Source organism: Ralstonia sp. 25mfcol4.1, assembly GCF_900104095.1.
Lineage (GTDB): Bacteria > Pseudomonadota > Gammaproteobacteria > Burkholderiales > Burkholderiaceae > Cupriavidus.
In genome coordinates, this window is record NZ_FNJO01000009.1 from 120,387 (window position 1) to 144,989 (window position 24,603).

At 66.1% G+C, this 24,603-nt stretch carries 21 protein-coding genes and 1 pseudogene; 12 read left to right on the forward strand and 10 right to left on the reverse strand.

Annotated elements, in window-relative coordinates; genetic code table 11:
* Window positions 1-38 precede the first annotated feature (38 nt).
* From gyrB to dnaA, 3 genes are all read right to left on the reverse strand, one after another.
* Window positions 39-2,564 (reverse strand): DNA topoisomerase (ATP-hydrolyzing) subunit B, encoded by a 2,526-nt coding sequence (gene gyrB, locus BLQ58_RS17170; RefSeq protein WP_092600478.1) that lies wholly within the window; start codon window positions 2,562-2,564, stop codon window positions 39-41.
* 184 nt (window positions 2,565-2,748) lie between these two features.
* A complete protein-coding gene (gene dnaN, locus BLQ58_RS17175; protein WP_092600480.1) occupies window positions 2,749-3,864 on the reverse strand; it encodes a DNA polymerase III subunit beta in 1,116 nt (371 codons plus the stop codon).
* Between the two features lie 330 nt (window positions 3,865-4,194).
* Window positions 4,195-5,916: a chromosomal replication initiator protein DnaA gene (gene dnaA / locus BLQ58_RS17180; protein ID WP_092600482.1), complete on the reverse strand. Its 1,722-nt coding sequence runs from the start codon at window positions 5,914-5,916 to the stop codon at window positions 4,195-4,197.
* 860 nt (window positions 5,917-6,776) lie between these two features.
* Here dnaA and rpmH point away from each other — a divergent pair.
* The 11 genes and pseudogenes from rpmH to BLQ58_RS17235 all read left to right on the forward strand — a co-directional run bounded on the left by rpmH (window position 6,777) and on the right by BLQ58_RS17235 (window position 15,418).
* Window positions 6,777-6,911, forward strand: a complete 135-nt coding sequence (gene rpmH / locus BLQ58_RS17185; RefSeq protein WP_008650850.1) for a 50S ribosomal protein L34 — start codon at window positions 6,777-6,779, stop codon at window positions 6,909-6,911.
* A gap of 142 nt (window positions 6,912-7,053) precedes the next feature.
* The gene (gene rnpA / locus BLQ58_RS17190; protein ID WP_092600742.1) at window positions 7,054-7,500 is read left to right on the forward strand and encodes a ribonuclease P protein component; all 447 of its coding nucleotides are present in this window, start codon (window positions 7,054-7,056) and stop codon (window positions 7,498-7,500) included.
* An 8-nt stretch (window positions 7,501-7,508) separates the two neighbouring features.
* Window positions 7,509-7,715 (forward strand): annotated as a pseudogene (gene yidD / locus BLQ58_RS17195) (membrane protein insertion efficiency factor YidD); the annotation flags it as partial.
* Window positions 7,716-7,830: 115 nt separating this feature from the next.
* On the forward strand, window positions 7,831-9,507 hold the full coding sequence (gene yidC, locus BLQ58_RS17200; RefSeq protein ID WP_092600486.1) for a membrane protein insertase YidC: 1,677 nt from the start codon (window positions 7,831-7,833) through the stop codon (window positions 9,505-9,507).
* Between the two features lie 127 nt (window positions 9,508-9,634).
* Window positions 9,635-10,405 (forward strand): trans-aconitate 2-methyltransferase, encoded by a 771-nt coding sequence (gene tam / locus BLQ58_RS17205; RefSeq protein ID WP_092600488.1) that lies wholly within the window; start codon window positions 9,635-9,637, stop codon window positions 10,403-10,405.
* 94 nt (window positions 10,406-10,499) lie between these two features.
* The gene (locus BLQ58_RS17210) at window positions 10,500-11,273 is read left to right on the forward strand and encodes a CHAD domain-containing protein (RefSeq protein ID WP_092600489.1); all 774 of its coding nucleotides are present in this window, start codon (window positions 10,500-10,502) and stop codon (window positions 11,271-11,273) included.
* 46 nt (window positions 11,274-11,319) lie between these two features.
* Window positions 11,320-12,747, forward strand: a complete 1,428-nt coding sequence (gene mnmE, locus BLQ58_RS17215) for a tRNA uridine-5-carboxymethylaminomethyl(34) synthesis GTPase MnmE (protein WP_092600491.1) — start codon at window positions 11,320-11,322, stop codon at window positions 12,745-12,747.
* On the forward strand, window positions 12,744-13,253 hold the full coding sequence (locus BLQ58_RS17220; protein ID WP_092600493.1) for a hypothetical protein: 510 nt from the start codon (window positions 12,744-12,746) through the stop codon (window positions 13,251-13,253). The genes mnmE and BLQ58_RS17220 overlap by 4 nt, the downstream gene beginning before the upstream one ends.
* Before the next feature lie 101 nt (window positions 13,254-13,354).
* On the forward strand, window positions 13,355-13,942 hold the full coding sequence (locus tag BLQ58_RS17225; protein ID WP_092600495.1) for a TetR/AcrR family transcriptional regulator: 588 nt from the start codon (window positions 13,355-13,357) through the stop codon (window positions 13,940-13,942).
* A gap of 101 nt (window positions 13,943-14,043) precedes the next feature.
* Window positions 14,044-14,604, forward strand: a complete 561-nt coding sequence (locus tag BLQ58_RS17230; protein ID WP_092600497.1) for an OB-fold protein — start codon at window positions 14,044-14,046, stop codon at window positions 14,602-14,604.
* A 232-nt stretch (window positions 14,605-14,836) separates the two neighbouring features.
* Entirely contained in the window at window positions 14,837-15,418 is a 582-nt protein-coding gene (locus tag BLQ58_RS17235; protein ID WP_092600499.1) for an Sbal_3080 family lipoprotein, read from the forward strand.
* Window positions 15,419-15,439: 21 nt separating this feature from the next.
* On the opposite strand, the gene BLQ58_RS17240 is transcribed toward BLQ58_RS17235, so the two are convergent.
* The 4 genes from BLQ58_RS17240 to BLQ58_RS17255 form a co-directional block, all read right to left on the reverse strand.
* Entirely contained in the window at window positions 15,440-17,452 is a 2,013-nt protein-coding gene (locus BLQ58_RS17240) for a methyl-accepting chemotaxis protein (protein ID WP_254775993.1), read from the reverse strand.
* A gap of 284 nt (window positions 17,453-17,736) precedes the next feature.
* Entirely contained in the window at window positions 17,737-18,711 is a 975-nt protein-coding gene (locus BLQ58_RS17245; RefSeq protein ID WP_092600504.1) for a M14 family metallopeptidase, read from the reverse strand.
* An 87-nt stretch (window positions 18,712-18,798) separates the two neighbouring features.
* Complete coding sequence (locus BLQ58_RS17250; protein WP_092600506.1) at window positions 18,799-19,779, reverse strand: Bug family tripartite tricarboxylate transporter substrate binding protein; 981 nt, start codon at window positions 19,777-19,779, stop codon at window positions 18,799-18,801.
* Window positions 19,780-19,916: 137 nt separating this feature from the next.
* A complete protein-coding gene (locus tag BLQ58_RS17255) occupies window positions 19,917-20,852 on the reverse strand; it encodes a LysR substrate-binding domain-containing protein (RefSeq protein WP_092600508.1) in 936 nt (311 codons plus the stop codon).
* Window positions 20,853-20,941: 89 nt separating this feature from the next.
* Between BLQ58_RS17255 and BLQ58_RS17260 the strand changes: the two genes are divergently transcribed.
* Window positions 20,942-21,781, forward strand: a complete 840-nt coding sequence (locus BLQ58_RS17260) for a MerR family transcriptional regulator (RefSeq protein ID WP_092600510.1) — start codon at window positions 20,942-20,944, stop codon at window positions 21,779-21,781.
* Window positions 21,782-21,812: 31 nt separating this feature from the next.
* Here BLQ58_RS17260 and BLQ58_RS17265 read toward each other — a convergent pair whose 3' ends face one another.
* The 3 genes from BLQ58_RS17265 to BLQ58_RS17275 are packed head-to-tail and all read right to left on the reverse strand — an operon-like array spanning window position 21,813 to window position 24,573.
* Window positions 21,813-22,685, reverse strand: a complete 873-nt coding sequence (locus BLQ58_RS17265) for a metal-dependent hydrolase (RefSeq protein ID WP_092600512.1) — start codon at window positions 22,683-22,685, stop codon at window positions 21,813-21,815.
* Complete coding sequence (locus BLQ58_RS17270) at window positions 22,682-23,683, reverse strand: alpha/beta fold hydrolase (protein WP_092600514.1); 1,002 nt, start codon at window positions 23,681-23,683, stop codon at window positions 22,682-22,684. The genes BLQ58_RS17265 and BLQ58_RS17270 overlap by 4 nt, the downstream gene beginning before the upstream one ends.
* Entirely contained in the window at window positions 23,680-24,573 is an 894-nt protein-coding gene (locus tag BLQ58_RS17275; protein ID WP_092600516.1) for an SDR family NAD(P)-dependent oxidoreductase, read from the reverse strand. The genes BLQ58_RS17270 and BLQ58_RS17275 overlap by 4 nt, the downstream gene beginning before the upstream one ends.
* Between the last annotated feature and the right edge of the window lie 30 nt (window positions 24,574-24,603).

Genomic DNA, 24,603 nt, shown 5'->3' on the forward strand with positions numbered 1-24,603 from the left:
TTGAGCCGGGATTTTCTGTGCACACCTATTGCAACCCATCAAACGTCGATATTCCGCGCCACCAGCGCGTTGCTCTCGATGAAGTTGCGGCGCGGTTCCACTTCGTCGCCCATCAGCGTCGTAAAGATCTGGTCTGCCGCGATGGCGTCTTCGATCTGTACCTTCAGCAGGCGGCGTTGCGTCACGTCGAGCGTGGTTTCGAACAGCTGCTCGGGGTTCATTTCACCCAGACCCTTGTAGCGTTGACGCGAAACACCGCGCTCGGCTTCGCTCAGCAGCCACTGCATGGCCTGGTGGAAATCCGCCACGGTCTGCTCGCGCTGCTTTTCGCCTTCGCCGCGCTTGACCTTGGTGCCGTCCGGGATCAGGCCCTGGAACGTGGTGGCCGCGCGCGACAGGGCGGCGTAGTCGGCGCCATGCACGAAGTCCGCATCCAGGTGCGACAGGCGCACATTGCCATGGTGGCGGCGGGCGATCATCAGGCGATGCTTGTCGGTCTTCTCGTCGAATTGCGCGTAGACATCGGCCGTGCCGTCATCGTTCACGGCGGCACCGATCAGCGTCTTGGCATGCATCTCGGCAAGCTTGGCCTTCAGCGCCACGGCCGACGCCTCGGCCGCTGCGGCGCTGTCGAGGTCCAGCGACACGCCATCGGCGATCGCGCGCAGTGCCTCGACATCGACGATGCGCGACAGGCGGCCGATCACGCCTTCGGCCAGCTGGTACTGGCGGGCCAGTTCGATCAGCGCATCGCCATTGATCTCGCTGCCGTCGGGACGCACCAGGCCCGCCTTTTCCATCGCAAGCTTCAGCATGTACGCGTTCAGCTCGGTGTCGTCCTTGATGTAGCGTTCTTCCTTGCCGTGCTTGATCTTGTACAGCGGCGGCTGCGCGATATAGACGTAGCCACGCTCGATGATGTCCGGCATCTGGCGATAGAAGAACGTCAGCAGCAGCGTGCGGATGTGCGAGCCGTCCACGTCCGCATCGGTCATGATGATGATGCGGTGGTAGCGCAGCTTTTCGAGGTTGTAGTCGTCCTTGCCGATGCCGGTGCCCAGCGCGGTGATCAGCGTCAGCACTTCCTGGCTCGACAGCATCTTGTCGAAGCGGGCACGCTCCACGTTCAGGATCTTGCCCTTGAGCGGCAGGATCGCCTGGAACTTGCGGTCGCGGCCCTGCTTCGCCGAGCCGCCTGCGGAATCACCCTCCACCAGGAACAGCTCGGACTGGGCCGGATCCTTTTCCTGGCAGTCGGCCAGCTTCCCCGGCAGGCCCATGCCGTCCATCACCCCCTTGCGGCGCGTCATTTCGCGGGCCTTGCGGGCGGCTTCGCGCGCGCGGGCGGCATCCACGATCTTGCCGCAGATGATCTTGGCGTCGTTCGGGGTTTCCAGCAGGAAGTCCGTCAGCGCCTTTCCGACCAGATCTTCCACCGGCAGGCGCACCTCGGACGAGACGAGCTTGTCCTTGGTCTGCGAGCTGAACTTCGGCTCCGGCACCTTCACCGACAGCACGCAGGCCAGGCCTTCGCGCATGTCGTCGCCGCTGGTTTCGATCTTGGCCTTCTTGGCGATCTCGTTTTCTTCGATGTACTTGTTGATGACGCGCGTCATCGCCGCGCGCAGGCCGGTCAGGTGAGTACCGCCGTCGCGCTGCGGAATGTTGTTCGTGAAGCAGAGCACCTGCTCGTTGTAGCCATCGTTCCACTGCATGGCCACTTCCACGGCGATGCCATCCTTCTCGGCGTTCGCGTAGAAGATATTCGGATGCAGCGTGGTCTTGGCGCGGTTGATGTACTCCACGAAGCCCTTCACGCCACCCGAGAATGCAAAATCCTCTTCCTTGCCCGTGCGCTGGTCCAGCAGCTTGATATGCACGCCGTTGTTCAGGAACGAGAGTTCGCGGATGCGCTTGGAAAGCACTTCGTAGTGGAACTCCACGTTCGTGAAGATTTCCTCGTCGGCCAGGAAGTGCACTTCGGTGCCGCGCTTGTCGGTGGCGCCCACAATCTTCATCGGCGAGACTTCCACGGGGTGGCCATCCGGGCCGGCCACGGTCTCGACGATGCGGTTCTGCACCTCGCCCTTGGCGAATTCGATCAGGTTGACCTGGCCATCGCGGCGCACCGTCAGGCGCAGCCACTTCGACAGCGCGTTCACGCACGACACGCCCACGCCGTGCAGGCCGCCGGACACCTTGTAGCTGTTCTGGTTGAACTTGCCGCCGGCGTGCAGCTCGGTCATGGCGATTTCGGCGGCGCTGCGCTTCGGCTCGTGCTTGTCGTCGAACTTGACGGCGGGCGGGATGCCGCGGCCGTTGTCGACGATCGAGATCGAGTTGTCGCTATGGATCGTGACCTGGATCTCGGTACAGTAGCCGGCCAGGGCCTCGTCGATCGAGTTGTCGAGCACCTCGAACACCAGGTGGTGCAGGCCGGTGCCGTCCGACGTATCGCCGATATACATGCCGGGACGCTTGCGCACCGCTTCCAGGCCTTCCAGGATCTGGATCGAAGAGGCGCCGTAAGTGTTTTCCTGCTGCGGTTTCTGCTGATCGGTCATGTTTTCCTACTCACGATACTCACGGCAAATGCGGAGAAATCCGTACCTGCGCCGGACGGCGATGGGTGCGGACCAACCGCATTCGCGGGTTACTTAAAAACGGCAAAAGGGGCGGATCCCGTGGACCCGGCCCCTGCTGCGGTGTGTGCCCGATTGTGTATGGATGGCGACTCGGTGCTGGCCATCAAATGCGCATCGGCATCACGACGTACTTGAAGTTGTCGTCTTCCGGCACGGTAATCAGCGCACTCGAATTGGAGTCGCCGAGGCTGACCTGCACCTGCTCGCTCTTGAGATTGCCGAGCACGTCGAGCAGGTAGGTCACGTTAAAGCCGATGTCGAGCGCGTCGCCCGAATAATCGAGTTCCAGCTCTTCCTGCGCCTCTTCCTGGTCGGCGTTGGTCGAGCTGATCTTCAGCACGTGCGTGTCCAGAATGCAGCGCACGCCCTTGAACTTGTCGGTCGTCAGGATCGCAGTACGCTGCAGCGCCTGCTGCAGTTGCACGCGGTCGATCGCGAATGCGTTCTTGTAGCCCTTCGGGATCACGCGCTGGAAGTCCGGGAACTTGCCTTCCACCAGCTTGCTGATCAGTTCCACGTTGGCAAACGAGAACTTGACCTGGTTGGCGGCCAGCTGCACCTGGACAGGATCGTCGTTGTCTTCCAGCAGGCGCTGCAGTTCCAGGATGGTCTTGCGCGGGATGATGACTTCCTGGCGCGAGCCCACGCCGGTCGCCTCGTTTTCCAGTTCCACGCCGCAGTACGCCAGGCGGTGGCCGTCCGTGGCCACGGCCATGACCTTCTTTCCGTCCACCACCAGCAGCATGCCGTTCAGATAGTAGCGGATGTCCTGCTGGGCCATCGCGAAGTGCACCATCGCCAGCAGATGCTTGAACGTCTTCTGCGGCAGGCTGACGCTCGCGTTGAACTCGGCGGCCTCGGCAACGGTCGGGAACTCTTCCGCGGCCAGCGTCTGCAGCGCAAAGCGGCTCTTGCCCGATTGCACGGTCATGCGCTTGTCGTTCAGCGACAGCGCCACGTCGCCGTCAGGCATCGCGCGCAGGATGTCCAGCAGCTTGCGCGCGGCCACCGTGGTGGCCACGTCGTCGCTGCCCACGCCGCATTCGGCGTGCGTGGTGATCTGGATCTCGATGTCGGTCGAGAGGAAGGACACGTTCGAGCCGGACTTGCGAATCAGCAGGTTGGCCAGGATCGGGAGGGTGTGGCGGCGCTCCACGATGCCGCTCACGATTTGCAGCGGACGCAGCAGGTTGTCTCGCGAGGTTTTGACCAATTGCATTGAATTTATCCTTCGTCGTTTGTCGTCGGCGACCGCGGAATCAGGTGAAACTCAGATATCCAATTTCCACTTTGGAATCAAAGAGTTAATGCCGGATTGTACCAAGGATAAGCCGCTGCGGTGAAGCGGGGCGAATCCGGCAGGGCGTCGGGCTGTGCACAAAATGCCACGCTCCGGGCGCCTACGTCCGCCAATTCGTCCCGACTCACCGCAAAGCCTTATCTGAGGCCGGTTTCCCGCGATGCAACAGTTGCTCTGGCGCCCGCTTGCCGCCGGACGCGCACCCAGTAGTATGCCAGCCCGGCAAGGCCGCCCTGCAATTCCCGCGAATCAGCCCTTGAGCGTCTGTTCCAGCACGTGCAGCTCGTGGTTCAGCTGCGCGTCCTTGCCACGCTCGTCGGCGATCTTGCGCACGGCATGCAGCACCGTGGTGTGGTCGCGTCCGCCGAACAGCTCGCCGATTTCCGGCAGGCTCTTCTGCGTCAGTTCCTTGGCCAGGTACATCGCGATCTGGCGCGGCCGCGCAATGTTGGCCGGCCGCTTCTTCGAGTACATGTCCGCGACCTTGATGTTGTAGAAGTCGGCGCAGGTCTTCTGGATGTTCTCCACCGAGATCTGGCGGTTCTGCACGGTCAGCAGGTCCTTGAGCGCCTCGCGCGTAACCTCGATCGTGATGTCCTTGCCGTGGAAGTTCGAGAACGCCAGGATCTTGCGCAGCGCGCCTTCCAGCTCGCGCACGTTGGAGCGCAGGTGCTTGGCGACGAAGAACGCCACTTCTTCCGGCACGCTTACGTTCTCGGCGGCGGCCTTCTTCATCAGGATGGCCACGCGCATTTCCAGCTCGGGCGGCTCGATCGCCACCGTCAGGCCGGAGTCGAAGCGCGAGATCAGCCGGTCATCGATGCCGGTGATTTCCTTCGGATACGTATCGCTGGTGATAATGACCTGCGCGCGGTTGGCGATCAGCGCCTCGAACGCGTAGAAGAACTCTTCCTGCGTGCGGTTCTTGCCCGAGAAGAACTGAATATCGTCGATCAGCAGCAGGTCGAGCGAGTGGTAATACCGCTTGAACTCGTCGAATGCCTTCCGCTGATAGGCCTTCACCACGTCCGACACATACTGCTCGGCATGGATATAGCGAATGCGCGCGCGCGGGTTCTCCATCAGCATGAAATTGCCGATGGCATGAATCAGGTGGGTCTTGCCCAGGCCGACGCCGCCGTACAGGTAGAGCGGGTTGTACGACTTGCCCGGGTTGTTGGCCACCTGGATGGCCGCGGCGCGGGCCAGCTGGTTGGCCTTGCCGGTCACGAAGTTGTCGAACGTCAGGATCGGATTCAGACGCGACCGCTCGTGCACCGTGTCGGTCGGCTGCGCGCCGGCCACGGCCGGCTGCTGGGCCGGCACGCGGTAGGAGCGCGCGCTGGCTTCGGACGCATCCATCTGCGCCACGTCGATGTCGCCCATGTCCTGCATCGGCACATGGGAGGCCGCCTGCAGCGGATGCCCGGTCGGCGCCGCGCCGCGATGCGGCATGCCGCCAGGGCCGGCCGGGTAGGGCACCTGGCTGGCCGGCGCGCCATAGCCGGGCTGGCCGCCGTTCGGCTGGCCGGCGTGCTCGTGATAGCCGCCCGCCTGGAGCGATTGCGGATGCGGCGCCGGGGCGTGGCCATATGCCTGGCCCGCCATGCCGGCCGATGCGCCGGGATAGGCCCCGCCGCCCGTACCCATTGCAGCGGGCGTCATGCCATCGTGGCCGCCCTGCTGCATGGCTTGTTGCGTATAGGTGGCCGCACGGCCCGAGGCCGCGGGGTCCAGAACGAAGTGAACGCTGACCTGCGTTTCCCAGTATTCGCACGCAAGCGCGGTGATCCGCCCCGAAAACTGGCTCTTGACCCAGTCGAGCTTGAAGCGGTTGGGCGCGGCAATCCGCAGCGCATGCGCTTCCTCGTCGAAGGCGACAGGCGCCAACGGCTTGATCCAGGTTTTGAATTGTTGGGGCGTCAGTTCGCGCTCGAGTTGCGCGGCTGCTGCCTGCCAGAAATCTTGCATGTGTTCTTCTGAGTGACCGTGCCATCGCGCCGATGACACGTCACGGGTGGACGCGGTGCTTGCGTTCCGGGCCCCTGCACATGCCTTGCGCGTCATTTTTCAGACGCGAAAGGCAATAGACCGTCCACGAATGCAATGCATCGCAACGGCAGTTCAAACGGGTATACATGGCGGTATACCGCGGCAGGAAGTCCCGGGTTGTGCGTGCGCCACGCGGCCCGTGTAGTGTTTGGACCCGGATTGTACCCCCCGCCCCAAGTTATCCACAAAGGATAACCCTGTGGACAAGTTGTGAAAATTCAGTGGATTTGTGTGCACAACCGACGCGGAAGCCGCGCCAGGCAACGGCCTGCTGCACCCGATAATCCATCGGAAACAAGGACTTGATCCGCTTTGCTACTGCCGATAGGTGACCGGGAATACCCACAGAGTTACCCACCGACCGTTGTGGACAATGGGGCACTGCAATTTGCAGGGCTTGTACCGCACACGTTGTGCGGAGGCCGGAAGTGGCCATCCGGCGCCTTGACACTCGCGTCGAAAATCGGTTAAATGGCGGGTTCTGCGATGCGGCAGGGGATCACGTATGCGCATCGCCGGGTCTGGCCCGAACCGCTACATGTAAACATGTGCGGCATCAGGCAAGCGGCCTGATCCCCGCCAGCGCCTTCGGTCCATTCGGCCAAGGGCCAGCGGCGGCCGGCAGCAAGACAGAACCAGAATCGTCGGCATCGCCGCAGCAACCTCAACGGATACCGAGCGTCTGCATTGCGGCAGCCCCATGCGAACCATACGCGGCGGCCAAGGCGTCCCGGCAACGGCCGACGCCCGGAAAGCCCGGATCAACCAGAGAGTGCAACATGAAACGTACCTACCAACCTTCCGTTACCCGCCGCAAGCGTACCCATGGTTTCCGCGTGCGCATGAAGACCCGCGGCGGCCGTGCCGTGATCAACGCCCGCCGCGCCAAGGGCCGCAAGCGCCTGGCAATCTGAGGGCCGGGCGACCGGCCCGGACGGCAGTCAGCGTGACGGTTCGTCGTCCGCGCTGCATCCGTCGTCCGGTCCAGCGCCTCGCACTCAGGATGGCCAGGACCGCCGCCGCCGAAGCCCGGCTTTTCCGCTAGCTTTGACCAGCGTGTCGACCCATGCCTTTCCCAAAGCCGCGAGGCTGACAAAGACGGATGAATTTTCATCCGTTTTTGCTTTGCGGCCCCGGCGTCGCAGCACGCATTTCGTGCTGTACGTGCGGGCCAATGGCCAGCCGCAGGCCAGGCTGGGCATCGTCGTGGGCAAGAAGTTCGCGCCGCGTGCCGCGGAGCGCAACCTGGTGAAGCGCATGGTGCGGGAACTGTTTCGCAGCCGGCAGGACCAATTCGCGGGCCGCGATATCCTGTTGCGGTTGCAGGCAAAGTTTCCGCGTGCGGACTTTGCCAGCCGGTCGGCCATACGGCGAGCCTGCCAGGCCGAACTCGGCAGCTTGCTGGACGTGGCCGCCAGGCCACTGCCAGTTGCGCCGACTGTCCCGGCATCCGGCGAGCCGCCTGCGTCGGCCGCACCTGCAGCGCCACCCGCGCCAGCCTGATCATCACCATGAAGCGAATCCTGCTTGCCCTGCTGCGCATCTACAAGATCGCCCTGAGTCCTTACCTGGGCTCGCAGTGCCGCTTCCTGCCAACGTGTTCCGACTATGCCCGCGACGCCATCATCAGCCATGGCCCCGCGCGTGGCACGTGGATGACCGCGTGCAGACTCTGCCGTTGCCATCCTTTCGCAAAGGGCGGGTATGATCCCGTGCCCGAGCCTGTAGTACACGGAAAGGCCTCCGCGGTGCCTCCCGCAGCCACCGCATCCGCCCGCCCGTCCATCACGGTCCGGCTTCCCAGACCCTGATTCCCCCAGACCATAGCGAGACATGGATATCAAACGCACCATCCTGTGGGTCATCTTCTCGATGTCCCTCGTGCTGCTCTACGACAACTGGCAGCGCGCCAACGGCCACGCGTCGATGTTCTTCCCGAGCGCCAACACGCAACAGCAGGCCGCCCCGGCCGGTGGCGCGAGCGGCGCCACGGCGCAGGGTGACGTGCCCAAGGCCAACGCCGCCAGCGCGTCGGCCCCGGGCGCCGTGCCGGGCGCGCCGCAGGCGGCTGCCCAGCCCACGGGCGAGAAGGTCATCGTCACCACCGACGAAGTGCGTGCCGAGATCGACACCGCAGGCGGCATCCTGTCGCGCCTGGAACTGCTCAACGAGCACGAGAAGGACGGCAAGCCCGTTGTCCTGTTCGAACGTGATGCACAACGCACCTATCTTGCTCGTTCGGGCCTGATTGGCGGTGACCTGCCGAATCACACCACGGTGTTTACGGCCGCCCCGGGCGCCCGTTCGCTGGCACCGGGCCAGGACAAGCTCGACGTTGTGCTGACCGCCGAAAAGAACGGCGTGAAGTTCGTGAAGACCTACACGTTCCGCAAGGGCAGCTATGTGGTCGACGCCCGCTTCGACGTGACGAACACCGGCACCGCGCAGGTTTCGCCGACGCTGTACCTGGAACTGGCACGCGACGGCACCAAGGTGGAGCAGTCGCAGTTCTACAGCACGTTCACGGGTCCGGCCATCTACACGAACGCCGACAAGTATCACAAGATCACGTTCGACGACATCGCCAAGGGCAAGGCCTCCGTGCCGGCCGCCACCGACAACGGCTGGGTGGCGATGGTGCAGCACTACTTCGCTTCGGCCTGGATTCCGCAGAACGGCAAGCAGCACAGCTTCTACGCCGAGCAGATCGACCCGAACCTGTACCGCGTGGGTGTCCAGCAGCCGCTGGGCCAGCTGGCCCCGGGCGCCACGGTGAGCACCGATGCCCGCCTGTTCGCCGGCCCGCAGGAAGAGCGCATGCTCGAGCAGATCACGCCGGGCCTGGAACTGGTGAAGGACTACGGCTGGCTGACCATCCTGGCCAAGCCGCTGTTCTGGCTGCTGGAAAAGCTGCACGGCTTCCTGAACAACTGGGGCTGGTCGATCATCGCGCTGACCGTGCTGATCAAGCTGGTGTTCTTCCCGCTGTCGGCTGCCAGCTACAAGTCGATGGGCAAGATGAAGGACCTGCAGCCGCGCATGACGGCCATCCGCGAACGCTACAAGGGCGATCCGCAGAAGATGAACCAGGAAATGATGGCGCTGTACCGCACCGAGAAGGTCAATCCGCTCGGCGGCTGCCTGCCCATCGTGATCCAGATCCCGGTGTTCATCGCGCTGTACTGGGTGCTGCTGTCGTCGGTGGAAATGCGCGGTGCGCCGTGGCTGGGCTGGATCCATGACCTGTCGGTGCCGGACCCGTTCTACATCCTGCCGATCGTGATGGCCGTCTCGATGTTCGTGCAGACCAAGCTGAACCCGACGCCGCCGGACCCCGTCCAGGCCAAGGTCATGATGATCATGCCGCTGGTGTTCTCGTTCATGTTCTTCTTCTTCCCGGCCGGCCTGGTGCTGTACTGGGTCGTGAACAACATCCTGTCGATCGCCCAGCAGTGGCAGATCAACCGCATGCTCGGCAAGGGCAAGACCGCGGCGGTGGCCAAGAGCTGATCCCCGGTTTCCGACCCGACCCACGAAAACCCGGCTGCCAGCCGGGTTTTTCTTTTTCGGCGTATGCTTCTAGTCTTATGTCTTATATAAGACTAGAAGCCCATCAACAGGAAAGAGGGGATACGCCATGACGTGGTCGGCCAGCCAGTACGTGCAATTCGAGGATGAACGGACCCGCCCGGTGCGGGATCTTGTCGGGGCCATCCCCACCGCCAATGCCACGCGCGTGGTCGACATCGGCTGCGGGCCCGGCAACTCCACCGAGGTCCTGGCGGCCCGCTACGGCGGCGCCGAGGTCATCGGCCTGGACAGCGACGCCGACATGATCGCCGCCGCACGCAAGCGGCTGCCGAACCTGCACTTCGACATCGCCGACGTCACGCAATGGGCCGATGGCGGGCCCTGGGACGTGATCCTGGCCAATGCGGTGTTCCAGTGGGTGCCCGATCACGCCTCGCTGTTTCCGTCGCTGGTGGGCAAGCTTGCGCCGGGCGGCAGCCTGGCCGTGCAGATGCCGGACAACCTCAACGAGCCGCCGCACCTGCTGATGCGCGAGACGGCGCTGAGCGGCCCGTGGGCGCCCAAGCTGGCTGCGGCCGCCGATGCCCGCACCGCACTGGCCTCGGAACGCTGGTATTACGAACTGCTGAAGCCGCACTGCTCGCGTGTGGACATCTGGCGAACGATCTACCAGCATCCGCTCACGGGCGGCGCGGCCGCGGTCGTCGAATGGTTCAAGGGCAGCGGCCTGCGGCCCTTCCTGGCGCCGCTGGACGAGGCCGAGCGCGCCGAATATCTGAAACAGTATGAAGCCGCGCTGGCCAAGGTGTTTCCCGCGATGCCCGAGGGCACCGTGCTGCTGCCGTTCCCCCGCGTGTTCATCGTGGCGACGCGTTAGGAATCAGACGGCAGCGGACGGCGGCGGCGTGCGCCATCGCCTACACTAGACGGACGTTGCGCAGTAACTCTCTTTCCACTTCAGAGACATCGCAATGAGCCGTCAGCCTGTGCTGCACCGGAAAATGCGTCCCGCCGCCGCCTTCGTTGCCTTGGGCGAATCGGGCCTGAAGGCCGTTCACGATCGCCTGGACGCACTGCAGCATCGCGACGAGGTCGAGGATGTCCACCAGCTGCGCGTCGCCGTTCGCCATCTTCGTGCCGTGGCATGGGCATTCGGGCCCGTGCTGCCGGGCCAGGTAAAGGCCCGCTGGAAGCAGGCCCTGCACGATGTCGCAGACGCCGCCGGCGACGTGCGCGACTGGGACGTCTTCATCGCCGACACCCTGGCCCCGGCGCTGGTGAAGCAGCCCGACGACGCCGTACTGGTGGCACTGATCGAAACCGCGCAGGCCAGGCGTACGCTTGCCCACGCCGAGATGATGACAAGACTGTCACGTTACCGGCAATCCCCGCTCCCGACGTTGAAACGCGACCTGCTGGATCTCTCGGAACAGGACGCCAAGGGCCGGCTCGAGAATTTCGCACCCAGACGGATCCGCAAGGCGCGCGACAAGGTTCGCGAGCGGGCCCGCATCGCCCGGGACGGGAAGACCGAACACGTCCACAAGCTCCGCATCGGCAACAAGCGGTTGCGTTACGCGATCGAGGCACTGTCGGAAGTCTTGCCCGGCCGCTATCGCAAACGCCTGCGCAAGAAGCTGGTAGCGCGGCAGTCGGAACTTGGCGCCGTGATCGACGGTGCCGTCGCCCGCCGGCTACTGTGCGAGTGCCTGTCCGTCGAACCGCCGCCCGACTCGCCGACATGAGCCGCGGCCCATCCGGCTGGCGGGGCGATCTGCGACAATACCGCGCATGACCGCAAACCAGCTTCCCATCGTCGCCATCGCCACCGCACCGGGCCGGGGCGGCATCGGCGTCGTGCGCGTATCCGGCCCCGATGTCGGCAGCGTCATGCGCGCCGTCTGCGGCCGCGCGCTGCAGCCGCGCCATGCCACCTATCTGCCGTTCCTGGACGGCCACGGCAAGGTCATCGACCACGGCCTGGCGCTGTACTTTCCGGCACCCAATTCCTACACCGGCGAGGAAGTGCTCGAACTGCAGGGCCATGGCGGCCCCGTGGTGATGCAGATGCTGCTGGCGCGCTGCCTGGAAGCCGGCAAGGACATCGGACTGCGGGTGGCCGAACCCGGCGAATTCACGCGCCGCGCGTTCCTGAACGACAAGCTCGACCTGGCGCAGGCCGAAGCCGTGGCCGACCTGATCGAAGCCAGCACCGAGGCCGCCGCCCGATCGGCAGCGCGCTCGATGGAGGGCGAGTTCTCGCGGGCCATCCACGCGCTGGTCGAGCAGGTCATCCACCTTCGCATGCTGGTGGAAGCCACGCTCGACTTCCCCGAGGAAGAAATCGACTTCCTGGAAGCGTCCGATGCGCGCGGCCAGCTCAAGCGGATTCGCGAGAGCCTCGCTGGCGTGCTCAAGCAGGCGCGGCAGGGGTCGCTGCTGCGTGAAGGGCTGTCGGTAGTGCTGGCCGGCCAGCCGAACGTCGGCAAGTCGTCGCTGCTCAATGCGCTGGCGGGCGCGGAACTGGCCATCGTCACGCCGATCGCCGGCACCACGCGCGACCGCGTGCGCGAAACCATCCAGATCGACGGCATCCCGCTGCATATCATCGACACCGCCGGCCTGCGCGACGATGCCGCCGACGAGGTGGAACGCATCGGCATCGAACGCACGTGGGACGCGATCCGGCGCGCCGACATCGTCCTGCACCTGGTGGACGCGGCCGACTACCTCGAACACGGCATTTCGGAAATCGACGATCACATCGACGACCGCCTGAGCGGGCAGTTGCCGCCGGGATCGCCGATCGTGCGCGTGGTCAACAAGATCGACGTGGCGCCGTCGGCCGGCGAGATGGGCTTCGGCGGCAACCGCCCGCACGTGGTAGCCGCCAACGGCCCGAATCCCACCGAGATCTGGATCTCGGCGCGCACCGGCGCCGGCATCGACCTGATGCGCCGCGAACTGCTGCGCCTGATCGGCTGGCAATCGGGCAACGAAGGCACCTTCCTGGCCCGCGAACGCCACCTCACCGCGCTGCGTAACGCGCAGTCGCACCTGGACTGCGCCGTCGAACGCGCCGAGCAAAACGCCCAGGCGCTGGACCTCTTCGCCGAAGAACTCCGGCTCGCGCAGGACCACCTGAACAGCATCACCGGCGAGTTCACCAGCGACGATCTGCTGGGGACGATCTTTACGCGGTTTTGTATCGGGAAGTGAGCGCGGGCCCGCCTTCGGCGGCGAGTACAGGCCGCCCCCTCACCCCCGGCGAACAATCCATCGCCCGCGCTGTCTTCGGCGATGCCATCGACTACGCTGCTGTCCGCGTTCATCATCGCGACTTTGTCTTCTGGCAGGGTGCGAACTACATCATCACGCCCAATGGTCACATCTACCTGGGCCGCAGGCTCCGCGGGCTGACCGACTTCAGTGCGGCGGGCCTGGCGATGCAGGGGCTGTTCATCCACGAGATGGCGCACGTATGGCAGCACCAGCGGGGCGTCAACGTGCTGGTGCGCGGCGCGCTGGAGCAGGTGCGGCACTTCTGCGGCTTCAACCAGTACCGGTACCGGCTGGAATCGGGCAAGGCGCTCGGACAGTACAAGCTGGAGCAGCAGGGCGAGATCCTGCGGCATTTCTTTTTGGCCCGGCAGGGCCAGCCCACGCCGTACACCCCCGCGCAGTACCTGGCCGCGCTGGGCAGCGCGGGCCCGACCATCGTGTGATGCGTCGATGGCATCGCGCGTGAACGAAGCCTCCATCCCGTCGCGTTGACTTGCATGGCGATGTGGCGGACCATCGGCCCCATTGTCATCTGGAGTTGATCATGCCCCGCGTATCGAAAGCGGAAGCGGAGAAGAACCGCGCCATTATTGAGCAGGTGTCGTCGCGGCTGTTTCGCGAACAGGGCTTCCACGGCATCAGCGTGGCAGACCTGATGGGTGCCGCCGGGCTTACGCATGGTGGCTTCTACGGCCATTTCGAATCGAAGGATGCGCTCGCGGCCATCGCCTGCGCCCGGGCGTTCGAGGAATCCGAGGCGCGCTGGCGCAAGCGCGTCAACGAAGCGCCGGACCACGCCACGGCGCTGTCGTCGCTGATCGATGCCTACCTTTCCACGCGCAACCGCAACAACGCGGGCACCGGGTGCCCGGTGGCGGCGCTGGCGAACGACGTGGCGCGCGAGCCCGACGACAAGCCGGTACGCGCCGCCTTCCATGAAGGGCTGGAGGCACTCGTCGACATCCTCGCCGAAGTGCAGCCCGATACCGATGCCGGTGCGCGCCGCAGCGCGGCGCTGGCACAGATGGCCACGCTGGCCGGCGCGTTGATCCTGTCGCGGGCCACGCAGGGCACGCCGCTGTCCAACGAGATTCTCGCCGCCACCCGGGCCCGGCTGCTGCCGGAAGGCTGATGCGGCGCCGGCGCGCTACACTGGCGGACTTCGCCGTCCCGCATTACCGCCCGAAGTCCCTGAAGCCCCAGAAGCCCCTGAAGCCCCCAGAAGCCCCCCCGATGTTGAGCCGCACCAGACAAACCCTGATCGCCGTTGTTGCTGTCGTCGTCCTTTTCCTGCTGTGGTTCGTTGGCAATGAGAAGCACGACACCGCGCCGCTTGCCTCCGTTTCCGCTCCCGACGAGCCCGCCAGCGTGCCGCGCGGCATTCCGCGCAACGGCACGCTCGACCCGATCAGCATCGATCCCAACCGCCCCGCCGATCTGCTGCCCCAGTATCAGGCCGATGGCCTGGCCGACGACTATCGCAGCGACGCCGCCGCGGCGGACGACCGCTATCGCGGCCGCTATTTCATCGTCGAAGGCGTAGCCAGTGGCGTGCGCCGCGACGGCGACAACCTGGTGCTGGAAATCCGTACCGACAACCCCGGCCAGGTGGTCCGCGCGGCGCTGCTGCGCCAGCAGATCTGCGGCCCCGGCACCCGCGCCTGCGAAGTCGAAGCCCGTGCCACGATGGTCCGGCGCGGCCAGAAGGTGGCCGTCGAATGCACCGGTGCGGGCCAGGGCGAAGGCGGCACCCCGCTGCTGTCCGAGTGTCTGCTCCGGGGCGGCGCGAACTGACGCAACGGCCCGGCGCCTCCGCAACCGGGCTGACGGCGCCGCGAACGTGCCTCAAAGGCCACGTTTTCGATTTGCGGCATCTGTCGCCCGCTGTTCCCCGCATTGACGGCACGCCGGCACGCCTACATTACGCAGGCATGCTGCCGGCAATGCGTCCCTGAACCGCCTCGCTCGAAATCCGAAGCGGATCCGGACGGCCGGCACCCTCGCCGACGCGCATCCAGGATCCAAGATGAAGAGAGCAACGATAGCCGCCACGCTGGCCCTGCTGGCCACGGGCTGTTCCACCTACCAGAGCGTGACGCCGGTCGACCGCGCAGACCAGGTCGACCCGATCGCCGGCTACCAGAACGGTGCCTATGGCGGCCCGGCGCAGTTTCGCGTGGACGGCAATCGCGTAGTAGGCGCCGATGGCGCGCTGTTCTGCGTGATCACGCACCAGGTCAATGGCAACGCGTATGTGGAAGATTTTGCCAACTCGCTGCGGGCGCGCAACTTCGAGGTGAAGATGCTGCCGCCGTATTCGTCGGTGGCGTCGTGCCCCATGACGGCCGTCTACACGGCCCAGCGCCAGACCTACATCACGCCGTTCCTGGTATCGGCCGACATCACCGTGTTCCGCAACGGCGAGCGCGTGGGCAAGGCCGTCTTCAATGCCAACCGCAGCGCGGGCGGCATCAACCTGAGCCACCTGATCCAGCCCGACGCCAAGATCGAGGAACTGGTCGACCGGCTGTTCCCGGGCCTGAAGCCCCAGCCGGCGCCGGCACAGGCGTCGCCCGCTCCGGCACCTGCGGCAGCGCCCGCGGCCTGACGCCACGGGCCGTCCGGCTGGTCAGGCCAGCCGGAATACCTCCACCGCCTGGCGCAGTTCCTGCGCCTGGTGATGCAGGCTTTCGGCCGCGGCGGCCGCTTCTTCCACCAGGGCAGCGTTCTGCTGCGTGACCCCGTCCATCTCGGCCACGGCACCGCTGACCTGGGCCAGCCCCTGAGACTGCTCGCGCGATGCCACGCTGATATCGCCCATCAGCGCCGCAATGCCTTCCACGCGGCGCACCACGTCGTCGATGGCCGTTCCGGCCTGCTGCACGGCTTCGTTACCGCTCTTCAGGTCCGCCACGGTCCGTTCGATCAGCTGCTTGATCTCGCCCGCCGCACTGGCGCTGCGCTGCGCCAGGCTGCGCACCTCGCCGGCCACCACGGCAAAACCGCGCCCGTGCTCGCCCGCACGCGCGGCTTCCACGGCGGCGTTGAGCGCCAGGATGTTGGTCTGGAACGCGATGCCGTCGATCATGCCGATGATGTCCACCACCTGCTGCGCATTGCGATGAATGTCGGCCATGGTGCCCACCACGCGGCCCACCGTGCTGCCGCCCGCGCGTGCCGCATCGGCGGCGCTGGCCACGGCCGCGTTGGCGTCGTGCGCATTGTCGGCGTTCTGCTTCACCGTGGCGGACAGCTGTTCGATGCTGGCCACCGTGCGCTCCAGGCTGCCGGCCTGCGACGCCGTCCGCGCGGACAGGTCGGCATTGCCGCTGGCAATCTGGCTGGTGCTGCCGGCGATGGCGCCAATGCTGCCGCGCACCTTGTCGACGATGCCGGTCAGGCCCTGGCCCACGCCATCGATGGCGCGCATCAGCTGGCCGATCTCGTCGTTGCGGCGCGTATCCAGGCGCGTGGTCAGGTCACCCGACGCCAGGCGGCCGGCCGCGTCGGCGGCCTCGGCCAGCGGCTGGCTCACCATCCGGCGCAGCAGCCACCAGAACGCAGCCGACACGACCAGCGCCACCAGCAGGCCAAAGGCCAGGAAGCGGTTGCGGCTGGCCACGAGTTCATCGCGCAGCGAGGCCATCGGCACCGTGCCCGCGATCAGCCATTGCCACTCGGGGTAGGTCACGAAGGCGGTCAGCCGTTCAGTCGGCGCGCTGTTGCCGATGGCTACCGTACCGACCACGGCACCGTCCCTGGCGGCAATCATGTCCCGAATCCATGGCTTGCCATCGGCGTCCTTCGCATCGATCTGCACCGTGCCTTCGGAGCCCGAGCGGTCCACCATGATCTTGCCCTGGTCGGCGCCGGCCTTGGCATCGATGACGATGAACTGGCCGTCGGCGCCGATTGTCTTGCGGCGGATGCGGTTCTTCAGCGCGGCCAGTTCGGCCTCGACATTCACGCCCACGTACAGCGCGCCCACGATCTTGCCGCCGGCGTCGCGCACGGGCTCGTACTTGCTCATATAGGGCTTGCCGAACAGCCAGGCCAGCGATCGGTACGACTTGCCCGACGCCACCGCGGCATAGGCCGGGCTCGTGCGGTCCAGCAGCGTACCCACCGCGCGCTGTCCGTCCTGCTTCTTGAGCGACGTGGTCACGCGAATGTAGTCGTCGCCAGTGCGGGCGAACACGGTGGCCACGACGCCGCCGGTATTGGCGAAAAAGCGATCCGGCACCTCGAAGCTGTTGTTCAGCAGCAGGTCGCCGCTACGAAAGGCCGGCGTCGCCTTGCCGGACACTTCGATGGTCTGGGACGGATCCACCGCGTAAGGGCCGGGCAGCACCGACGCGAAGTTCAGCAGGAAGCGGTCGGCCTCCTGCAGCATGGTGTCATCGAGCTGGGCCACCAGTTCGCGCAGGGTCTGGCTTTCGGCGCTGATGGCGTCGCGGGCCTGCGATTCGAGCTGGTTCATGCTGCTGAGCGACAGCGCCAGCGAGAACGCGCAGAAGGCAATGATCTGAACAGCCAGCACAACCAGCGCAAGGCGCGTGCCGATGCCCCAGCTGCCGGCAACCGCGCGCACGCGACCCGCCGCAGCCTGCCGGGGCAGGGTAAGGGATGAGGTAGAAGACAAGGGGCGCTCCGTGAATAACGCCATGCGCCGTTGTGACGCACGGGCAACGTCTGCTCTGACGGCAGATCGTCACATCGCAGTTATCGGATGACGAGACAACACCCTTGAATTAAAGAAATGCTTAATCTAGCTGTGTGCCGACATATCACGGCATGACAGGAAAAACGGGCACCGGGCGCGGCCTCTTGCGGGGGCCGCTTGCCGATGCGTACCGCTGAATTACCCCTGTGCAACCCGTTTCAGTGTTTTATCGTGGGCCTGGTTTTCCAGTCGCGCGCCGTGGCTCAGCGTTCAAGCTGCCCCAGGCGTACCACCGTCACACCGGGACGCAACTGGCGCAGCGACGGCATGACCAGCACGCAGTTCGCGTACGGCGTGGTTACCGGCTCACCATCGCGCCAGCCGATCACGGTTCCGGCATCAGCAAAGGTTTCGAGTCCCGTGTAGGGGCCCGCAAAACGGAAGTCCATGCTGCTGGCCACCACGGGCTCGGTCACGCGAACCACGCGCTGCGTGGCGGGCAGCGGCCGCAGCCAGCCGGCCGGCAGGTCGGCTTCGTCGATGATGCCGGCATTGAGCAGGAAGCGCGCGGTGCTGTCTCGCGCCACATCCACGGCAGCGGTCTCCCAGTGCTGGCCGCATTCGATCAGCAACGCGTTGCGCGGGCTGGCGGCATCGCCAAAATCGGCGTAGTCGCGCATGCGGCGGCCTTCGGGGTGACCCTCATCGACGATGATGTCGGCCGGCGCGCCCACGGCACGCGACAGCGCGATGCCCTTGTCCAGCGGGCCCGATACGATCAGCGGGCGACTTTTCTCGTGCATCGAATGCAGGTCGAGCAGCAGGTCCACCGTGTCGATGACCGGACGCATGGCGCGCGCCCGGCGCAGTTCGGACGAATCGCGCGACAGGTCGTCCAGCACGGCGGCCGTCCACACGCGGTTGAAATCCTGATCGACAAACCGGGAGGCGTCGGGCCGGGCCGCGTCGAACGTGGCATACGCATCGACATTGGCAAAGGCCAGCGTCAACCGGCCGCGCCGGGGACGCAGGCCGTGGTCGAGCAGGCCGGCCACGGTAATCGCGCCGCATACCTCGTTGCCGTGCGTCAGTGCATTGATCATCACATGCGGCCCCGGCAGGCCGCTGTCGAACGTATGCACGTAGGCGATGCCCGTGTTGCCCTGGGCGTAGGGGCGGATATCGGGAAACTCCACTTCGACCGGATAGGCGTCGAAGGAGGGGGCACTCTGTGTCATCTGGACTTCCTTGGCTGCCCCGCGGGGCAGCACTATTTTTCGTATCTATTACTACGGAATTTTAAATCTGCAAATTATTCTTGTTGCTTATTCACGGATGTCGGCGGCCTGCACGATCGCCTTGTACTTGGCCGTCTCGCGTTTCACGAAGCTGCCGAACTGGGACGGATTGGCCGGTTGCACTTCCACGCCCGCCTCGGCCAGCTTCTTCCGTACGTCCGGGAGAGCCAGCACGGCCTGCATTTCACTATTCAACCGATCGATAACAGGCTTAGGCGTGGCACTAGTCGCCATCAATCCAAACCATACTCCCATGTCCACGCCCTTGAGGGCCGGGGTCTCTGCCAGGGCCGGCACGTTGGGGGCCACGCTGGCGCGCTTCGACTCGGTCACGCCATAGGCCCGCACACGGCCGGCCTGGATGTGGGGCAGCGCCGACGACAGCACCATCACCGCCAGGTCGATCTGGCCGCCGAGCAGGTCGGTGGCCATGGCCGAGGCACCCTTGTACGGCACGTGGGTGATGTTGACCTTGCCCTGCTGCTTGATCAGTTCGCCGGCCAGGTTCAGCGGCGTGCCTACGCCCGACGACGCGTACGACAGCGTGCCCGGCTTGGCCTTGGCCAGCGCGATCAGTTCATTGGCGTCCTTGGCCGGCAGCTGCAGCTTGCCGACTAGCACCATCGGCTGGGTACCGACGAAGGTGATCGGCGCCAGGTCTTTTTCGCCGTCGTAGCGCACCGCCGGATTGGTCAGGCGGGCAATCGACACTTCGCTGCCCGAACCCATCAGCAGCGTGTAGCCGTCGGCCTCGGCCTTGACCACCTTCTGCGCCCCGATGGTGCCGCCGGCGCCACCCAGGTTCTCGATCACCACGCTCTGGCCCAGGCGCTTGCCCAGTTCGGGCGCGACGGTACGCGCCACCAGGTCGACGCTGCCGCCGGCGGTGTAGCCCACCACCAGCGTGATCGGCTTGGTCGGATAGCCACCGGCCGCCAGCGCGCTGGCCGGGACGAGGGCACTACTGGCAAGGGAAACGGCGGCAAGCGCGCGCAGCATCGGGTTCATGATTTCTCCGGCAGGTCTGTGGTCTATGAATGTTTTCCGGCGATGGTAGAGAGCGCGCACTGCTGCGGCATGCGGCTTTGGCAATCCGGATTGCCATTTCGGCAAGGTCGAAAATGGTGCGCGCCGGCGCACACGCACTACTTCGAGGCGGCTCGCCAGAACGCTTCGGCCAGCGGACGCATCGCCGCGCGCGGCCGGTACAGGCGGATGTCCAGCGCCAGGTCGGCGCTGTCGCCGCCGTGCAGGTCGGCCCGCACCAGTCGGCCGGCATGCAGGTCATCCGCAATCAGCCGCGCGGGCAGCCACGCCAGGCCCATCCGCTGGCGCACCATCTCGTGAACCGACTCCGCGAAGTCGCTCACGGCGATCACGTCGAGCCAGCTTGCCAGCTTGCGGCGTGCGATCTCCTGATTGACCATGCGGCCCATGGTCAGCGTCTCCGCGTAGGCAATCATCGGCACCGGCATCGGCCGCGCTCCGGCCCTGGGCTTCTGCAGCCGGAACGCGGGCCCGCCGCGCGCCGTGGCGGCCGACACGCAGACCAGCCGCTCCACACCCACGGCGTGGAAGCGGTAGCGCGCGTCGTCGAGCATGATCGGCAGGTCGTGGGGGCTGTAGCAGAGCAGGAAGTCGGCGTCGCCTTCGGTGAACATTTCCAGCGCGTCGTGCGTGGCGTGGGTGGATAGCCGGGTGCGGAAGCCCGCGCCGACTGGATCATCGCGCAATGCGTCGCGCAGGCACGCCAGCCATGCGGGCACCATCGACCGCGCCAGCGTCTTGCCCGTGGCGATGGTGATGGTGCTGGCATCGGCCCGGTGCGCGGCACGCAGCGCCACGCGCGTGTCGTCGAGGGTGCGCAGCGCGGACTGGGCGGCCTCAAGGAACTGCCGCCCCTCGTGCGTGAGCCGCACCGGGAACACGCTGCGGTCGATCAGCGGCGCGCCGGCCCACACTTCCAGCGCCTGCATGCGGCGCCCGAACGCCGGCGGCGTGACGTTGCGCAGCTCCGCAGCCCGCGCAAGGCTGCCAGCCTGGGCCAGACAGACGAAATCTTCGAGCCAACGGATATGCATGGGGACCGGGTATGTTGTGGGCGCATTGTAACGTCGCTGCCACGATGCGCCCCGGCAATGCCGCCGCCCGCTCGGTTAGAATTTTCGCCATGCCTCCACCCAAACGCGGCGCCAGCCCATCCTCCTCCGCTGCCGGCCCGTCCGATGCGACGCCATCGGACCGCGCCGCCTTTCCCGAATACACGATCGACGAACTGGCACGCGCGGCCGGCACCACGGTGCGCAACGTCCGTTCGTACCAGGACCGAGGTCTGATCGACCCGCCCGAGCGCCGCGGCCGGGTGGGCATCTACACCCAGACCCACCTCGGCCGGCTGCGGCTGATCCATCATCTGCTGGCACGCGGCTACACGCTGGCCAACATCATGGAGCTGCTCAAGGCCATCGTCGAAGGCCACGACCTGCGCTCGATCCTGGGCCTGGAAACGGCCATCAGCAGTCCATGGAACAGCGAGGCGCCGCGTCACTATTCGTATCTGGCGCTGGCCCGTCTGTTCGGCCGCGCGATCTCGCGCCCGGCGCTGGCCAAGGCCATTTCGCTGGGATTGCTGGAGCCCGACGGGATCGGCTACCTGGCCCGCAGCCCGCGCGCGCTGGCGGCCGGTGCGGAGATGGCCCGCGCCGGCTTTCCGCTCGAAGACGTGCTGGACATCATCGACCACGCCCGGGGTCACTTCCAGGCCGTGTCGGACCGCATTGTCGGCATGGTGGTGCGCGAACTCGACAAGTTCGGGGAAGGGCAACTGCCGCCGCCATCGGAAGTGCCGCGCATCGTCGATGTGCTCTGGCGCATTCGCCCGCTGGCGCTGGTGGCGCTGGAGACCGAGATGATGCGATCGCTGGAGATCTCGGCGAACAAGTATCTCGGGGACCGGGTGGCGGCGATCCTGGAACATCTGCACGACAAGGATCGCGTGGCAGGCGACTGATGCGCCGGCATGCGCCTGAGGCCCTACCGCCTCACACAGCGCTCCGGATCGACGGCGCGCGCGTACTGGCCCCTGCGCGAATCGCCGTATCTTCAATTTCGGCGATCAACGGCACGATCCGATTCAGTTCGGCGCGGTTATCCACGTCCCACGGATGAAAGCCGGGGCGGAAGTAGTCGAACCACTCCGGAATCATCTTGCGCAGCACGCCGGGCGATCCCCACAGGAAGTTCACCACACGACCGAAGCCGAGCAGCTTGTTGCGGCACGTCCTGTCGGCCATCACCAGCCGCACGTGGAACACGAACACCATCGCCCAGAACGTCACGGTGGTGGTCAGCATCGTGAACGTGCGCAGCAGGTAGCGATACGGCCCCGGCTTCATCACGGTGTTCCACACGTCGTAGGCCACGGCCTTGTGCTCGGTTTCCTCCAGCGCGTGCCACGTCCACACCTGACGGTAGCCGGGTTCCGATTCGCCCATGTGGCGCGGGTCTGACAGCATGCCGCCGGCCAGCATTGCCGTGTAGTGCTCCAGCGCGATGGTATGCGCCAGCTGCCACGACTTCGGCAGGATCCTGCGCAGCAGGTTTAGCAGCTTCGCCACTGCGCGGTCGAGCTTCGACGCGGGCAGGCCGGCATCGTCCAGCAGCCGGTTGTAGAGGATGTGCTCGCGCGTGTGCATCGCTTCCTGCCCGATGAAGCCGGCCACGGCCTGCTTGAGTTCGGGGTCGGTCACGCGGTCGCGGTAGTTGCGCACGCTGTCCATGAAGAAGCGTTCGCCGGCCGGGAAGAAGATCGACAGCGCGTTGATGAAGTGGGTCACGTGCTGCCCGCGCTCGTGCCAGTCGCAGATGCGTTCCGGCGGGAGGTGGGGATGCACGTCGCGTCGGACTGGCATCATGATGTGGGCTCCAGTTGCTGGGTGGATGGCGCCTTGCGGGCACCGTGCAGGAAGCGCAGCAGGTCGGCCACCACGCGCTGCGGGTCTTCTTCCATCGGCACGTGGCCAAGGCCCGCATAGCGGTGCAGCGTCACGTCGGGGATACGTGCCGCGAACTCCGCGGCATGCGCGGGCGGGATCCAGCGGTCACGGTCGCCCCACAGCACCAGCGTGGGTTGACGCAGGCCGCGCAGGCGCTCGGTGTCGAGCTGGTCGAAATCGAGCTTCGGCACCATGCGGCCCACCGCTTCGCGGCTGCCTGCTGCGTAAAAGAAATCGACATAGCGGCGGAACGTGGCCTCCGGCACGCGCGCGGCATCGCCGTACACATCGCGCGTGGCCGCGCGGATGATCCACTCGGGCAGCAGCCACGGCGCCGACCAGCGCACCGCGGCGTGACGGAACAGGTCGATATAGATCGGCAGCTTCATCGGGAAGCCCGCCGCGTCGATCAGTACCAGCCGGTTCACCATGGCCGGCCGGCGCGCGGCCAGGTCCCAGGCGATCAGGCCGCCCAGCGAGTTGCCGATGAAGGTGGCGCGCGACAGGTTCAGCGCCGCCAGGAAGCCGTCGATGAAGCTGCGGTAGACGTCGATATCCATCGTGGCGATACGGCCATGTGCGTCGCGCAGCGGCCCGGTCAGGCCGAACGGCGCCAGGTCCAGGCGAATCACCCGGAAGCGCTGGCGCAGCGCAGGCATCAGCCCTTCCCACGTGTGCAACGACGCGCCGAAGCCGTGGATCAGCACCAGCGGCTCGCCCTCCGGCACGCCTTCCTCGGTGTAGTGCACGAGGGCGCCCATCACCTGGATCCAGCGCGAAGCGGGCAACGCGTAGCGGCGCGCCAGCGTATCGCGCGACAGGCTGACCAGCCCCACGCGGCCCTGGCCGAACCAGCGCGTGAACGTGCCCGGTGGCGACTGCAGCGCGGCCTCGCGGGACAGCGTGGCGCGCGTCATGCCCGCTCTCCGTCGCGCGCGGGGGCCGTGGCGGCATCCGGCACGAGCCGCTTGCGCTTGCGCCGCGTCTCGCGCACCACCAGCGACTGATAGGCGGCCGGCAGCAGGCGCGCCATCGCGTCGGCGGCCACGGCATCGGGCCCGATCAGCACGCGACGCCTGTTGGCACGCACGCCGTCCAGGATCACGCGCGCGGCCTTGTCGGCCGTGGTGATGAAGAATTTCTCGAACTCCTCGCGGCCCTGCTGCGCATCGCGCACCAGCAGACCATTCACGCTCGGCGATACCCGGCTGGCCCGCGCGATATTGGTCTTGATGCCGCCCGGATGAACGGTGGTGGCCGACACGCCGCAGTCCATCAGGTCCAGCTCCTGACGCAGCGCCTCGGTGAAGCCGCGCACCGCGTACTTGCTGGCGTTGTAGGCGCCCATGCCGGGCTGCGCGAACAGGCCGAACACGCTGGACGTATTGACCACGTGGCCTTCGCCGCTGGCCTTCAGGTGCGGCAGGAACGCCTTGGTGCCGTACACCACGCCCCAGAAGTTGATGCCGATGATCCATTCGAGGTCGTCGTAGCTCATGCCTTCGACCGTGCTCGACAACGCCACGCCGGCGTTGTTGAAGATCAGGTTCACGCGGCCGTGGTCGCGCACCACGGTATCGGCCCAGGCATGGACGGCCGCACGATCGGCCACGTCTACCGGCGCGACCGTGGCGCGCACACCGGGCGCGGCACGCTGCACATCGGCCAGCGTCTGCGCCAGCCCGGCTTCGTTGCAGTCGGACAGCGCCACGTGGCAGCCTGCCTGCGCGAGCTGCACCGCCAGGCAGCGGCCCATGCCTGAGCCGGCGCCGGTGATCGCGGCAACCCTGTTGCGGAAATCCTTCATGCCTTGTCTCCTGTGGTCTTTCTGGTGTCG